Below are 13,230 nucleotides of genomic sequence, written 5' to 3' on the forward strand. Positions count from 1 at the left end.
CCTGCTCGAACCCTCGATACAGCCCTAACCACGGCCTAACCCGGCACCTGATGTCCTTCGATCCTCTACCAGTGTCGAAAGGTACGGAAGATCACTTGAAGCAGGCACATTCAGGCTCGCACAAACTCAAATGGCTCGCCGGGGCGGTGGCAGTCATCGGCATGGCCGGACTGGCCGCCTGCGGCGGAACCACTCAGGACGCCGGGACGCAGCCGGTCCAGAGTTCCTCGGCCACCACCGGTGTGGATCCCAAGCAGTCGCCGGTCGAGCTGGTGGACTATCCGTCCTCGTCCACCTGGGGGAAGCTGCCCTCGCTGGACCGCAGGATACTGCTGCAGGTCGCCGATATTCACCGGGTCTTCTCCCGCCCGGGCGGGGCCGCCGGTATCTGGGACGAGGGTTTCCGGCCGGACAGGACGCCCATGGTCCTGGGGCCCCGCCAGGGCACAGAAACGCCGAGCTACGCCTACGTCATCGGACATCCCGATCCGGGCAAGCTCGGCGATGCGACCAGGGTGGATCTGCCCGCGGAACTGGGACTGCCCGATGTCTACCGGATCACCAAGGGGTCCGGCCTCGGCGCGTTCGTCTCGCAACCGTTCTGGTCCACGGAGCTGGGCGGTGTGAAGACCTGGGTCATGGCCTACGGCAAGGGCGAATACGAGGACCTTACCGCCGCCGCCAAAAGGTCGTACGCCACGGCGGAGTATTGGGTGACCGCCTCCATCATGGTGCACGAGCTCTTCCACTACTATCAGGCCAAGTTCCGGTTCCAGGGCCCGCAGATACCTGCCGCCTCCCAATTCCCGGCCGACAGGCCCGCCTGGTCAGCGATGGCTCTGCTGGAGCATCAGGTGCTGCGACAGGGGGCGACCACCGCCGAGCAGGCTCGGCAGATCTTGCGGACTTTCCTGGCCGTCCGCCGGGCCCGCGACGCCATGGCCACCCCCGATGTCCGGGCGAACGAGCAGCACCAGCTACTGCTGGAGGGCACGGCCCGCTACGTGGAAGTGCTCTATGTCCGGGCCGCCGGGCGCACGCCCCCGGGCGACCGGATTCAGCTGGACACGCCCTTGGACCTGTACCGGGAGGTGGCCCCACCTATGCCGGGCCGCGCCTACCCTGACGGCAAACGCCTCAGCGAGTTGCTGGACCTGCTCCACAGCGGACACTCCTGGCGGGCCAAGCTCTACACCGACGACGTCGGCCTGGAAAAGCTCGTTCGCGAGAAAGTCACCCCACCGGCCCCCGCCGAGGGCGACCGGCTCATCAGCAGGGCCAAGCAGGACCATGACTATGAAAGCCTGCTTCGCCTCGTCAGGGAGGCCGACCTCCCCGAACGCAAGAGAGAGACGATGGAGGCACTGAAATCGATGAACCTTAAAATCGGAGCCTGACACACTGCTGGCGGGAGCGGCTCTCCCGGAAATCTCGACGATTCCCAGTTCTCAGCTGAACCCTGGGCTCGGGTCGGACAGCGAACGCACGGACCCCCACAGACCGGACGGCCGGTGGCGAGGTTCTCCACCCCTCGCATGGCGGGGACGGGCGCCAAGGGATGATCCTGCCATGGCGGATGTGATTTTCTTCGACCTGGACGGCACCCTGGTGGATCACCGAAGTGCGGTCCTGGCAACGATCGGCCAGGTCATCCGGGCCGCGCCCAACGCGACGGCTCCGTTGGAGGAGCTGGTGACGTCGTGGTGGACGCTGGAGGGACGCCACATGCGGGAGTACCTCGCCGGTCAGTGTTCCTTCGCCGAACACCACCGGCGCAGGGTCCGCTCCTTCCTGCCCATGCTCGGCGAGCCGGTTCCGGAGGACCCCGCTCTTCTGGACGCCTGGATCACCGAGCGCTACCTCACCGCGTTCGAGGAGGCCTGGCGGAGCTATCCCGACGTCCGGCCATGCCTGGAGACCCTGAAACGACTCCCCCACGGACCGCGTCTGGCCGTCCTCACCAACGGCGACCCCGGACAGCAGCGCGCCAAGCTCGCCCGCTTCGGCCTCCTGGAGTACTTCGAGGCCGTCCTGACCCCGACCGAGCTCGGTACGGCCAAGCCCGCCGCCTACGCCGCCGCCTGCCGGTGGATGCGGACGGACCCGGCCCGGGCGGTCAACGTGGGCGACATGCTGGAAAGCGACGTGAACGCGGCCTCCCTGGCCGGGCTCACCGGCGTCTGGCTGGACCGCGGCGTCGACTTCGTCACCGGTGAGCCGTCACCGGCTGCGGACGAGATCGTGCTTCGCGTCGAACGTCTCACCGACCTCCCCGGCCGCCTGTCGTTGACGGAGTCGACACGCCGGCACAGGTCTTCGAGCGGCGCGACAACCCCACCGGCATGGTCGATCAGCTCATCCCCGGGGCTCCCGTGGGACGAGACGACCGCCGGGTCCGGCGGTGGTGGCCGGAAATAATCCGAAACTCGGAGCCGACGGACGTCGAGAACGCTCCGGCGGCTCCGTCCCCGGGGCGGAACACGACGACGACCCTGGAGGGAACGGCCATGCGAGCGAACGAGATCACCGAGATTCTGGACCGGCCGATCAGCCGGGAACTGCCGGCCCGTGACGTGGCCCGGCTGGCGTACGTGGCCAAGGACGGTACGCCCAGGAACATTCCGATCGCGTTCACCTGGAACGGCTCGGAGATCGTCATGTGCACCACGAAGAACGCCCCGAAGCCTCCGGCCCTGCGTGAGAACCCGATGGTCGCCCTGACGATCGACACCGAGGTGCACCCGCCCAAGATCCTGCTGATCCGCGGACGGGCCGAGCGCGAGAACGCCTGAGAACGGCCCCGCCCACAGCGAGGAGAACTCAAGCACTGCCGGGGCGCTCCCGCACCGGCAGCCCGGTCGTACGGCTCAACCGCGCGGGGCCGGTCGGCCCCGCCGGTCGGGTCAGTTGTTCGCGACGAAGTCGACGACCAGCCGGTTGAACTCGTCGGCGTGCTCGATCATCGCCCAGTGCCCGCAGTGGTTGAGCAGCACCAGCCTGCTGTTCGGGATGTTCGCCAGCAGGTACAGCGAAGTCTCGAACGAGACGACGCGGTCGTCGCGGCCGTGGATGAGCAGGGTCGGCACCTGGATCGCCGGCAGCGCCTCCGGCTTGACCCACTTCGGCAGCGGCGCGCCCTTCGGCAGGCCGTCCACGTAGTTGCGCAGATGGTCCGGACGGGCGAGCGCGGCGTCCGAACGCGCCTGGCACAACTCGGGGGTGGCGAAGCGGGCCTTGTCGTAGACCATGATCTCGACGAGCCTGCGCATGTTCTCCGGGCTCGCGTCGTGGTAGGCCTCGATCAGCACCTTGAGGCCTTCGGAGGGGCCGCCGCCGGCACCGAAGAGCGTCGGCATCCGGCCGACCGGCGGGCCCATGGTGACCAGGTGCGAGATCCGGTCCGGGTGCTCGGTGGCCAGACGCAGCGAGGTCTGACCGCCCATCGAGTTGCCGACGAACGCGGCCTTCTCGATGCCGAGGGCGTCCAGGAACTGGATCACCGCCTCCACATGGTCGAGCCGGTCGACGGTCGCGGGGTCCGACTCGCCCCAGCCGGGCATGTCGACGGCGTACACGTGGAAGTGCTCGGCCAGCGCCTCGATGTTGCCCGCGAAGTTGCTCCACCCGGTCGCGCCCGGCCCGCTGCCGTGCAGCAGGACGACCGGGTGGCCGGAGCCCGCCTCGTAGTAGCGGAGCTTCCAGTCGTTCGTCTGGACCGTGCGGGCGATGTCCTTGGGGTCGAGGGCCATCAGTGGTCTTCTCCGTTCGGTGCGGGTGCGGCGGCGAGCAGTTCGGCGACGACGGCCGAGGGGCGGTGACCCCAGCTGTGCAGCTTGTCGAGCGTCCTGACCTCCCACGTCTCGTCGTCGATGATCAGCCCGCCCCAGCCGTACTCGACGCTGAAGCCCGAGGGCGTGAAGACGTAGAAGCTGAGCATGTGGTCGTTCGGGTGCATGCCGAGTGTCATCTCGAACGGCTGCTTGGCGTCCATGCACCGGTCGTAGGCCCTGCCGACGTCGCGGATGTCGGTCACCTCGACCATGAAGTGGTGGGTCCTCTTCGGCGACGGCAGGTCACCGAAGGCCACGGTGTGGTGGCGGCCGTTGCAGTGCAGGAAGATCAGGTCGGCGACCACACCCGGGGTCACCTCCTCGACGATGATGTCGCTGACCTTGAATCCGAGCAGGTCGATGTAGAAGCCCAGGTAGGTCTCCCGTGGGACGTCGTGCGCCAGGAGGACCTGGTGGCCCGCGCCGCCCGCGCCCGTCACGAAGCCGCCGAGCAGCTTGGCGGACTCGAACGGAGTGCCGGCCTCGGCCAGGCCGGTGACCAGCTCGATGCGGTTGCCCATCGGGTCCGCGGTGACGAAGATCCGCTCCACCTTACGGGCGGCGGCGAGGGCGGGGTCGCCCTCGGCGACCTCGATCCCGGCCGCGCGCACCTTCTCGACCAGCGCGTCGAGCTCGGCCGCGTCGACGACCTCGTAGCCCGTGGCCACCAGGTCGTCTGCGGGGCCCTCGGTGACGATCCAGCGGTGGGCCTTCTCGTCGGTGCGCAGGGTGAACCCGGTGCCGGTTCTCTCGCCGATCGGCATGCCCAGCAGCTCGACGCCGAAGTGCTCCCAGTCGGCGAGGTCGCTGACCTCGTAGACGACGTAACCGAGCTCCTTGACTCGGGGCATCTCTCTTCTCCTTCTTCTCAGGCTTCTCAGATTTCTCAGGCCGGTGGCCCGGCAGGCCGGTCTCAGGCGGGCACGGCGAGGGCGGGTACGGCGAGGCCGCCGACGTCGGACGCGGCGACGAACCTGTCGGGGCGCAGCGCCACGGCGCGGGCGCCGTACCTGCGCAGCCACGGCAGCAGGACCTCGTCCAGGTCGACCAGTTCGTCCGGCCCCTGCGTGTACGCCGTCTTCGGCCGCACCGCGACGTAGCGCGCGCCGAGCGCGTCCCAGCCCGCCTTCTCCTCCGCCGTCAGCAGGGTCGAGGGATCGACGTCGCCGCCGAGCAGCACGAAGCCGTCGCCGAGGAGGTCGTCCAGGCGCACCATCCGGCCGATCGCGTCGCCGGTGATCGGCTGCGGGACCATCCGGCCGACGATGCTGGCATCGCCCAGCGGGCCCCTGATCCAGCCGCCCTCAAGCACCGGCGGGGCGATGAGCGGTGGCTCGAACGGGGTGACCGTGTCCTGGGGCACCGCGTTCATCGCGGCCTGCTCCTGTTCGGACAGCTCCTGCTTGATGACCCGTCCGAGCTGGACCGCGAGGCCGGTGTAGAAGGCGGCGTTCGGACGCCGCTCCGCCTCGTAGGTCTCCAGCCAGCTCTCGGGCAGCTCGCCTTTGATCACGCGGGCGAGTTTCCAGCACAGGTTGTGGGCGTCGCGCATTCCGGTCTGCATTCCGGCGCCCGCCCACGGCGGCATCAGGTGGGCCGCGTCGCCGGCCAGGAAGACCCGGCCCCGGCGCCAGGTGTCGGCCATCCGGGTGTGGTGCCGGTAGAAGGCGTGCTGGTGGATCTCGACGTCCTCCTCCGTGACACCGAGCGCCTGGAGCAGCGGCCACACCTCGGCGCTGGTCGGGTAGTCCGCCGGGGACTCGTCGGGCTTGAGCGGGATCTCCCAGCGGTGGTTGCCCGCGGACAGCGCGATGTCGACGACCGGGCGTTCCTTGTCGGACCAGAAGGTCAGGAAGTCGCGGTCGGGCCACCACCGCTTGACGCGGCAGTCGATGACCACCCATGTGACGTCGTTGGTGTCGCCCAGCAGCCGGCAGCCCACCTCGTCCCGGGTCGTGCTGCTGCCGCCGTCGGCGCCGATCGCGTACCGGGCGCGGACGGTGCGGGTCTCGCCGGTCGCGGTGTCCGTCGAGGTGACGGTGACGCCGTCGTCGTGCTGGTCGATCCCGGTGACCTCGGCGCCGTAGTGGACGGTGATGCGGTCGCCGTACTCCAGCGCGGCGGCGCGCAGTTCGGTCTCCATCGTCGGCTGGTAGATGTTGTAGAAGCGCGGCTTGCGGCCCAGCGTCGAGGGCGGGTGCTCGACCCGCATGATCTCCGTGCCGTCGTAGGTCACCCAGCGCAGGGCCCGCTGGGGGTCGATCTTCTTCTCGATCCGCTCGTCGATGCCGAGATCCTGGAAGATCCGCATCGTCCAGTCGTTGACGGTCACGGCCCGGGCTCGGGGGTAGATGTCCCTGTCCCGTTCGAGGGCGACGGCGGAGACTCCGTACCTGGCGAGGGTGAGTGCGGCGATCACACCGGTCGGGCCGTATCCGATGATCGCGACATCCGCGTCGTAGCTCTCGGTCATGCGCTGACTCCGTTGTCCTGGCCGCGTGTGCTCGGCGCGGCGGTTTTGGACCGATCGGTCGGTACGATAGTGAGGAGGGTAACAATGACCAGCGGCGATGTGTCAAGAGCCGTTCTCCGAGTCCCTAGAATTCGGCGAGTGGACAAGCCCGCGCCGAAGGCGCAGACCGGGAACCGCCGAGGCCGACGGTCACGCCAGGAGATCCTCGACGCGACCGCCCGGGTGATGTCCGTGCGCGGCTACGCGGGCACGTCGATGTCGACCCTCATCAAGGAGACGGGCCTGCCGAGGAGCGCCTTCTACCACCACTTCGAGTCCAAGGCGGGGCTGCTGTCGGCCGTCATGTCACAGGGGGCGAGCGACTACTTCGACGCCATGCGCGAGGCTCACCGCGACCCGCCGGAGGGCGGCACCCCGCGCGAGCGCCTCGGGTGGTACCTGCGCAGGACCGGTGAGGTCTTCGAGCACCGGGAGGCGTTCCTGCGCCTGCTGCTGGTGCTGGTCATGAGCAACGAGGCGGCCGAGGCTCCGGAGGCGCTGCGAACCGTGATCGCGGTCCGCGACGAGGGCCGCGACTACATGCGGCACATGATCCGCTCCTCGTTCCTGAGCGAGGGCGAGGAGGCCGCGGACACGGTCGCGGACGCCCTCGCCCATTTCGGCATGGCCGGATTCGACGGCGCGTTCGTCTCGCTCCAGTCGGAGGACGGCAAGCCGATCTCGGAGTTCATGGAGCAGCTCGCCGACGCCATGACGGCGATCGGCGAGGCACTGATCGCCCGCCACTGAGCCTCAGAGGGCGCGCGTGATCGCGTCGGCGGCGGCCGTGAGGGCGGCGGTGAGCGGCTTGACCTGCTCCGGCGAGTAACGGACGCTGGGCATCGAGATCGACAACGCCGCGACGGTCGCACCGGAGCGATCCCTCACCGCGCACCCCATCGCGGTCACGCCCCGCTCGGTGCGCTCAAGGTTGAGCACGACACCGCTGAGCCGTACGGACCGGAGCTCACGGCGAAGCCTCGTCAGGTCGGGCAGCTCCTCGGCGGGGTCGTGCCGGTCGTCGGCGGCGTACAGGGTCACGAGTTCCTCGTCCGGGAGCGCCGCCAGCGCCACCAGGCCGCCGGTCGCCTGGTGGGCGGGGAAGACCATGCCCTCGCGGCTGCCCACCCGCAGGGCCTGGGCGCACTCGACCGAGGCGATGAACCGGACGTTCCTGCCGGTGCGGATGCTGAGGTTCACGGTCTCGTCGATCCGGTCGACCAGGGCCCGCATCGGCCCGAGGGCCGCCGCCCGGAGCGTGCCGACGTCGGACTGGGCACGCTCGGCGAGGGCGAGGATGGGGCCCACCCGGTAGGTCCGGTCCTCGTCCTGCACCGCGAAGTCGCGGTAGACCAGCGCGGTCAGCAGCCGGTGGGCCGTGGAACGGGCGACGCCCAGCCGTTCGGCCGCCGCGGAGACCGTGATCGCCCCGTCGAGCTGGAGGATCTGCGCGAGCCTGAGGGCGTGGTCGACGCTGTTCGAGGCGTAGGCCGGCGGAGTCTTCATCGGCTTCACCATGGTCCGATCCTGACACAGCCTGTTCTGCTGTGCAGAATCCTCTGTTCCTGATCCGTCGCGTCGGCGGATAGTCAGGACCATGTCCGACGCGCACGCCATCACGTCGCCGGTCAGCGTCACCGCTGAGGACCGGCCCGACCAGCCTCCCGTCAGCCCCGAACTCGAAGACCTCTACCGCGGGTTCGAGAAGGCGCTGCTCGTCCCGCTGTGGACGGAGATCGGCGACCTGATGCCGCGGCACCCGCGTTCCAAGGCCCGGCCGCACCGCTGGAACTGGAGCGAACTGCTCGAACTCGCCGGCCGTTCCGGGAACCTGGTCCCCGTCGGCCGCGGCGGCGAGCGCCGCGCGATCGCGCTGGCCAACCCGGGCCTGGGCGGCAAGCCCTACGCGACCCCGACCCTGTGGGCCGCGATCCAGTACCTCATGCCGGGCGAGGACGCGCCCGAGCACCGGCACACCCAGAACGCCTTCCGCTTCGTCGTCGAGGGCGAGGGAGTGTGGACCGTGGTCGAGCGCGACCCGGTGCCGATGCGCCGGGGCGACTTCCTCCCCCAGCCCGGTCTGCACTGGCACGCCCACCACAACTCGGCGAGTACGCCGATGGCCTGGATCGACGGGCTCGACATCCCGTTCCAGTACGGCATCGAGGGGCAGTTCTTCGACTTCGGCCGGGACACCCTCACCGAGGAGGAGCACGCCACCCCCGATCGTTCCCGTGCCGAGCGGCTCTGGGGGCACCCCGGCCTGGCACCGGTCTCACAGCTCGGCCGCCGCGAGGGCACACCCCTTCTGCGTTATCGCTGGACCGACACCGACGCCGCGCTGACCGGCCAGCTCACGCTGGAGCGGGAGGGCCACCCGGCCACGGTCGAGCCGGGTCACGCCCTGGTCCGCTACACCAACCCGACCACCGCCGACGACGTGCTGCCGACGATCCGGGCGCAGTTCCACCGGATCACCACCGGCACGGAGACCGCGCCGTACCGGGAGACCGGCTCGTCGGTCTACCAGGTCTTCGACGGGTCCGGCCGGGTCACCGTCGGCGACCGGACCTGGACGGTGACCCGCGGAGATCTCTTCGTCGTCCCGTCCTGGCAGCCGCTGTCGATCCGCTCGGAGGCGTCGGCGTCCGACTCCGACTCGGGCGCGCTCGACCTGTTCCAGTTCGGCGACGCCCCGATCTTCACCAAGCTCAACCTGTTTCGCAGCCACACCGAAAGGGACAGCCGATGAAGCTCGCCACCATCCGCCTGGGTGACCAGCGCACCGCCGCCGTCCGCGTCGAGGGCGACCAGCTCGTCGAGGTGGGCCTGCCCGACGTCGGCGCCGTGCTGGCCGCGCCCGGCGGCCTGGCGACCGCCGCGACGGCCGACGGCACCCGGCACCCGCTCGCCGGAGCCGACCTCGCCCCGGTCGTGCCCCGGCCCGGCAAGGTCATCTGCGTCGGGTTGAACTACCAGAACCACATCAAGGAGATGGGCCGCGACCTCCCGGAGTACCCGACCCTCTTCTCCAAGTTCACCGACACCCTCATCGGCGCCACCGACGACATCCGGCGCCCCGAGGAGACCGAGCAGTTCGACTGGGAGGCCGAACTCGCCGTCGTCGTCGGCCGGCAGGTACGCCGGGCGGACGAGGAGCAGGCGGTCGCCGCGATCGCGGGGTTCACCGTGCTCAACGACATCACGTGCCGTGACTGGCAGTTCCGGACCCGGGAGTGGCTGCAGGGCAAGAACTGGGACTCGACCACCCCGATCGGCCCGTTCCTCGTCACCGCCGACGAGACCGGCCCGCGGCCGGCGTTCGACATCCGCTGCGAGGTCGACGGTCAGGTGACGCAGTCCGACAACACCGGCGACCTGCTCTTCGACCCGGTCCACCTGATCCGTTACGTCTCGACGATGGTGCGCCTCAACCCGGGCGACGTGATCGCGACCGGCACCCCCGGCGGGGTCGGTCACGCCCGCAGGCCACCGGTCTTCCTGAAGGGCGGCGAGCTGGTCGTGACCGAGATCGAGGGTCTCGGCCGCCTTGAGAACCGCGTCGTCCCCGAAGGCGCGTGATGGCACGCGACCTCGCCACCACACTCGCGTGGGCCGAGACGGGGACCCGGCTGTGCGTGTCGGCGATCACCGGCCTGTCCGAGGAGGAGTACGGCGCCGCCTCGGCCCTGCCCGGCTGGACGCGCAAGCACCTCGTGGCGCACCTGGCCGCGAACGCCGAGGCGGTCGGCAACCTGATCCACTGGGCGCGCACCGGCGAGAGGACCCCGATGTACGGCTCCCCGCAGGAACGCGCCGAGGGGATCGAGCGGGGTTCCCGGCTGGGCGCCGGCGAACTGTCACGGTGGTTCACGGAGTCGGCCGCGACCCTGGCCACCGCGATGGCGGCGCTGCCCGACGAGGCGTGGCGGACCCAGGTGGTGACCGCGCAGGGCCGTACCGTGCCGGCGAGCGAGGTCCCGTGGATGCGCAGCCGGGAGGTCATGGTGCACGCCGTGGACCTCGCCACCGGGCTCACCTTCGCCGACCTTCCCGACGGCTTCCTGCTGGCGCTGCGGGAGGACGTCCTCGCCAAGCGGGGTCTCGACGCGGTGCCCGGCGTCGAAGGGTCCCTGGCCGACGTCACCGCCTACCTGGCCGGACGTCCCACGACCGGGGTGACCGCCGTCGGCGGCGGCCTCCCACCGACCCTGCCTCCGTGGCTGTGACGAGAAGGACCGATCCCATGGGCGTCTTCCCCTCAACCCGTGCCGACGTGATCGTCGTCGGGGGCGGCATCGGCGGCCTGTCCGCGGCGCTCGCCCTGACCCGTCAGGGGCTGCGGGTCAGGGTGCACGAGCGGTCGTCGGTGTTCGGCGAGGTCGGTGCGGGCCTCCAGCTGGCGCCGAACTGCACCCGCATCCTGGATCGCTACGGGCTGCTGGAGGAGGCGGCCTCCCTCGGCGTGCTGCCCGAGGCCATGGTCATGAAGGACGCCGTGGACGACGACGACCTGACCCGGCTGGATCTGCGCGATCTGGAGCGCCGTTACGGCTACCCCTACCTGGTGATCCACCGCAGCGACCTGCACGGGATCCTGCTCCGCGCCTGTGAGCGGGCGGGTGTGGAGCTCCTGACCGACGCCCACTGCACGTCGTACGAGAACGTCGCCGGTGGCGCCCGGGTCCGTTTCGCCGACGGCGGCGCCGACGAGGCGGAGGTGGTGATCGCCGCGGACGGGCTGCACTCGGTCGCCCGCGAACTGCTGGTCAAGGACGAGCCGGTGAGTTCGGCGTACGTCGCCTACCGCGGCGCCGTGCCGTTCGAGAAGGTCGCCGACAACGGCATCCACGACAAGGACGTCGTCGTGTACGTCGGCCCCCGCTGCCACTTCGTCCAGTATCCGCTGCGGGGCGGCGAGATGTTCAACCAGGTCGCCGTGTTCGAGTCGCCGAAGGCGCTGGCCGGTGAGGACGACTGGGGAACACCGGACGAGCTGGACGCGGCGTTCGCGGGGACCTGCGAGCGGGTCCGGAAGGGGCTGCCGCTGATGTGGCGCGACCGGTGGTGGCGGATGTACGACCGTGACCCGATCATGACCTGGGTGACCGGCCGGATCGCGCTGCTCGGTGACGCGGCGCACCCGCCCCTGCAGTACATGGCGCAGGGCGCGATCATGGCGATCGAGGACGGCTGGGTGCTCGGGGAGCACGTCGCCGCCCAGCGCGCGCGGCGGACCGGTGACGGCTCCGGCGTCGACTGGGACGCGGCACTCGCCGCCTATGAGGCCGTACGGCCCGAGCACTGCCGCCGCGTCGTCACCACCGCCCGGGCGTGGGGCGAGCTGTGGCACCTCGAAGGCGTCCTGAGGCTGCGGCGCAACGCCCTCCTGCGTGGCCGTGACGTCTACGACTACTCGTTCGTCGACTGGATCTACGGCCCCACGGCGCTGGTCCCCGAGGACGAACCGGAGATGTTCCAGCCGATCCCCCTGGACACCGTGCCGCTCTGACCGTGCCACTTTTGACCGCTTCGCTTCCGCCCGAGGCGGGCGGTACCGCCCCGGGCGACGACCGGCGGCACCGGACACGTTGGCGCCGGGTCGCCCGGGAACGTGTTCTCCACGGCCGGTCAGCAGGTGACGGTGCCCCTACGGATGGCGTGGCCGCCGTCGTTGTCGTCGTCGGCCCAGTAGACGGGCTTGGACCCGTTGACGCATTCGTCGGCTCCGGCGAGGGAGAAGCCCTCGTTGTTGTAGTCGGGCATGCCGGTGGGCCGGTCGTGGACGGCGGTGACGGCGAAGGCCCCCGAGGCGTCGACCTTCAGGGTGCGGTGCTGGCCGCCGCAGTTGTCGTCGCAGACGGCCCACAGCCGGAGGGCCTGCGGTTCCCACTGCAGTTCCATGACACCGGCCATGCCGCTGCTGGTCGAGGAGATCCGGGTGAAGGCCCCGGAGTCCTCAAGGACGTAGCCGTGGATCATGCCGGTGCCTTCGACGCCGAGAAAGAAAACACCTCCGGTGTGGGCGCCGTAGCCGCCGGGGTCGTAGGCCGCGCCGGTCGAGGCGTCCTTGAACCCGGCGCCGGTGAGGTAGCCGTCGGGGATCCAGGTGACGCCCTCGAAGCCGAGGTTGGAGCCCACGGACGGCAGGCTCGCGGTGAGGTTCCACTCCTTGGTCGCGGTCAGCGTCGTGCCGCTGCCGGAGACGTCGTAGCGCAGGACGGAGAGCCTGCTGCTGCCGGAACCGTTGCGCTCGCTGGAGACGAACACCCCTCCGGCCGCGCCGGAGCCGGTGACGGTGACGCCCTCGCTGTCGGGGGCGCCGGAGCCGCCGGGGAAGCGAAGCGCCTTGCCGGAGGTCCAGCCGCCGGTGGTGTCGGGCTTCCAGCCGCCGGAGCCGTTCGGGACCAGGCGCCACAGCCTGCCGCTGTTCTGCGCGCCCCACAGCACCCCGCCGGTCTGGTGGAGGCCGCTGAGGTCCTCACCGAAAACGTTCGACCCGTCGGCGGTGGACACCGAGGAACCGCCCGGCCAGGCGACCGATGCCAGGGAACTCGCCGGGGCGACCCCGTTTTCTGTGGCTTTTGTAGCTTCTTCGACTTGTGTGACGGGCGCGACGGATGTCGCGTTGGCGATCGTCGGTGTGGCCGTCATGCCGAGCGCCATCGCGCCGGCGATCAGGATTCCGCGGGCTGGTCGTCCGGATAACGGGTGGGGGGTCCGAAAGGTACTGCCATTCACAGGCGAACTGCCTTTCAACGAGCGAACGGCTGCCGGCAGCAGCCGGAACAGGCATAAACGACAAAATTCTGATCATTCGGCATGAATGCCGAATGAATCGCATACGTCGTCACGCCGTCCGCAGCGTGAGGCAACGCCGACGTTCCC

At 70.1% G+C, this 13,230-nt stretch carries 13 protein-coding genes; 8 read left to right on the forward strand and 5 right to left on the reverse strand.

The genetic code is table 11. The annotated features are described in order from the left end of the window. Positions 1-71 precede the first annotated feature (71 nt). From ACIBVQ_RS35245 to ACIBVQ_RS35255, 3 genes are all read left to right on the forward strand, one after another. Complete coding sequence (locus ACIBVQ_RS35245; RefSeq protein ID WP_399182934.1) at positions 72-1,397, forward strand: hypothetical protein; 1,326 nt, start codon at positions 72-74, stop codon at positions 1,395-1,397. A 172-nt stretch (positions 1,398-1,569) separates the two neighbouring features. Further along, positions 1,570-2,418 (forward strand): HAD family hydrolase, encoded by an 849-nt coding sequence (locus tag ACIBVQ_RS35250; RefSeq protein ID WP_399182936.1) that lies wholly within the window; start codon positions 1,570-1,572, stop codon positions 2,416-2,418. Between the two features lie 89 nt (positions 2,419-2,507). After that, entirely contained in the window at positions 2,508-2,792 is a 285-nt protein-coding gene (locus ACIBVQ_RS35255; protein ID WP_399182938.1) for a pyridoxamine 5'-phosphate oxidase family protein, read from the forward strand. 111 nt (positions 2,793-2,903) lie between these two features. Here the strand turns inward: ACIBVQ_RS35255 and ACIBVQ_RS35260 are convergent, their stop codons facing one another. The 3 genes from ACIBVQ_RS35260 to ACIBVQ_RS35270 form a co-directional block, all read right to left on the reverse strand. Then, positions 2,904-3,749, reverse strand: coding sequence for an alpha/beta hydrolase (locus ACIBVQ_RS35260; RefSeq protein WP_352012174.1), 846 nt, complete (start codon positions 3,747-3,749; stop codon positions 2,904-2,906). Then, positions 3,749-4,681 (reverse strand): VOC family protein, encoded by a 933-nt coding sequence (locus ACIBVQ_RS35265; RefSeq protein ID WP_399182941.1) that lies wholly within the window; start codon positions 4,679-4,681, stop codon positions 3,749-3,751. The genes ACIBVQ_RS35260 and ACIBVQ_RS35265 overlap by 1 nt, the downstream gene beginning before the upstream one ends. A 62-nt stretch (positions 4,682-4,743) precedes the next feature. Continuing rightward, positions 4,744-6,303: a bifunctional 3-(3-hydroxy-phenyl)propionate/3-hydroxycinnamic acid hydroxylase gene (locus ACIBVQ_RS35270; protein WP_399182943.1), complete on the reverse strand. Its 1,560-nt coding sequence runs from the start codon at positions 6,301-6,303 to the stop codon at positions 4,744-4,746. Positions 6,304-6,441: 138 nt separating this feature from the next. Between ACIBVQ_RS35270 and ACIBVQ_RS35275 the strand changes: the two genes are divergently transcribed. Beyond that, the gene (locus tag ACIBVQ_RS35275) at positions 6,442-7,092 is read left to right on the forward strand and encodes a TetR/AcrR family transcriptional regulator (RefSeq protein WP_399182945.1); all 651 of its coding nucleotides are present in this window, start codon (positions 6,442-6,444) and stop codon (positions 7,090-7,092) included. Between the two features lie 3 nt (positions 7,093-7,095). Here ACIBVQ_RS35275 and ACIBVQ_RS35280 read toward each other — a convergent pair whose 3' ends face one another. Further along, the gene (locus tag ACIBVQ_RS35280) at positions 7,096-7,848 is read right to left on the reverse strand and encodes an IclR family transcriptional regulator (protein WP_386196880.1); all 753 of its coding nucleotides are present in this window, start codon (positions 7,846-7,848) and stop codon (positions 7,096-7,098) included. Positions 7,849-7,939: 91 nt separating this feature from the next. Here ACIBVQ_RS35280 and ACIBVQ_RS35285 point away from each other — a divergent pair, with 91 nt between their 5' ends. Genes ACIBVQ_RS35285 through ACIBVQ_RS35300 form a run of 4 tightly spaced genes read left to right on the forward strand, consistent with a single transcriptional unit; the run spans position 7,940 to position 11,854 of the window. Continuing rightward, positions 7,940-9,094 (forward strand): cupin domain-containing protein, encoded by a 1,155-nt coding sequence (locus ACIBVQ_RS35285; protein WP_352012169.1) that lies wholly within the window; start codon positions 7,940-7,942, stop codon positions 9,092-9,094. Beyond that, positions 9,091-9,924, forward strand: coding sequence for a fumarylacetoacetate hydrolase family protein (locus ACIBVQ_RS35290; RefSeq protein ID WP_399182947.1), 834 nt, complete (start codon positions 9,091-9,093; stop codon positions 9,922-9,924). The genes ACIBVQ_RS35285 and ACIBVQ_RS35290 overlap by 4 nt, the downstream gene beginning before the upstream one ends. Next, on the forward strand, positions 9,924-10,571 hold the full coding sequence (locus ACIBVQ_RS35295) for a maleylpyruvate isomerase family mycothiol-dependent enzyme (RefSeq protein WP_352012167.1): 648 nt from the start codon (positions 9,924-9,926) through the stop codon (positions 10,569-10,571). Before ACIBVQ_RS35290 ends, ACIBVQ_RS35295 begins: the two co-directional genes overlap by 1 nt. Next, positions 10,562-11,854: an FAD-dependent monooxygenase gene (locus ACIBVQ_RS35300; protein ID WP_352012166.1), complete on the forward strand. Its 1,293-nt coding sequence runs from the start codon at positions 10,562-10,564 to the stop codon at positions 11,852-11,854. The genes ACIBVQ_RS35295 and ACIBVQ_RS35300 overlap by 10 nt, the downstream gene beginning before the upstream one ends. Positions 11,855-11,973: 119 nt before the next feature. Here ACIBVQ_RS35300 and ACIBVQ_RS35305 read toward each other — a convergent pair whose 3' ends face one another. After that, the gene (locus ACIBVQ_RS35305; RefSeq protein ID WP_362785272.1) at positions 11,974-12,858 is read right to left on the reverse strand and encodes an esterase-like activity of phytase family protein; all 885 of its coding nucleotides are present in this window, start codon (positions 12,856-12,858) and stop codon (positions 11,974-11,976) included. Positions 12,859-13,230: the final 372 nt, after the last annotated feature.

Origin of the sequence: Streptosporangium sp. NPDC049376 (assembly GCF_044466505.1) — a bacterium.
Classification (GTDB): Bacteria; Actinomycetota; Actinomycetes; order Streptosporangiales; family Streptosporangiaceae; genus Streptosporangium.

Bases quoted from the DNA above. Each gene is read 5' to 3' on its own strand.
- ACIBVQ_RS35250 (WP_399182936.1), top strand. From the start codon at position 1,570: ATGGCGGATGTGATTTTCTTCGACCTGGACGGCACCCTGGTGGATCAC.
- ACIBVQ_RS35255 (WP_399182938.1), top strand. From the start codon at position 2,508: ATGCGAGCGAACGAGATCACCGAGATTCTGGACCGGCCGATCAGCCGG.
- ACIBVQ_RS35260 (WP_352012174.1), bottom strand. From the start codon at position 3,749: ATGGCCCTCGACCCCAAGGACATCGCCCGCACGGTCCAGACGAACGAC.
- ACIBVQ_RS35265 (WP_399182941.1), bottom strand. From the start codon at position 4,681: ATGCCCCGAGTCAAGGAGCTCGGTTACGTCGTCTACGAGGTCAGCGAC.
- ACIBVQ_RS35270 (WP_399182943.1), bottom strand. From the start codon at position 6,303: ATGACCGAGAGCTACGACGCGGATGTCGCGATCATCGGATACGGCCCG.
- ACIBVQ_RS35280 (WP_386196880.1), bottom strand. From the start codon at position 7,848: ATGAAGACTCCGCCGGCCTACGCCTCGAACAGCGTCGACCACGCCCTC.
- ACIBVQ_RS35285 (WP_352012169.1), top strand. From the start codon at position 7,940: ATGTCCGACGCGCACGCCATCACGTCGCCGGTCAGCGTCACCGCTGAG.
- ACIBVQ_RS35290 (WP_399182947.1), top strand. From the start codon at position 9,091: ATGAAGCTCGCCACCATCCGCCTGGGTGACCAGCGCACCGCCGCCGTC.
- ACIBVQ_RS35295 (WP_352012167.1), top strand. From the start codon at position 9,924: ATGGCACGCGACCTCGCCACCACACTCGCGTGGGCCGAGACGGGGACC.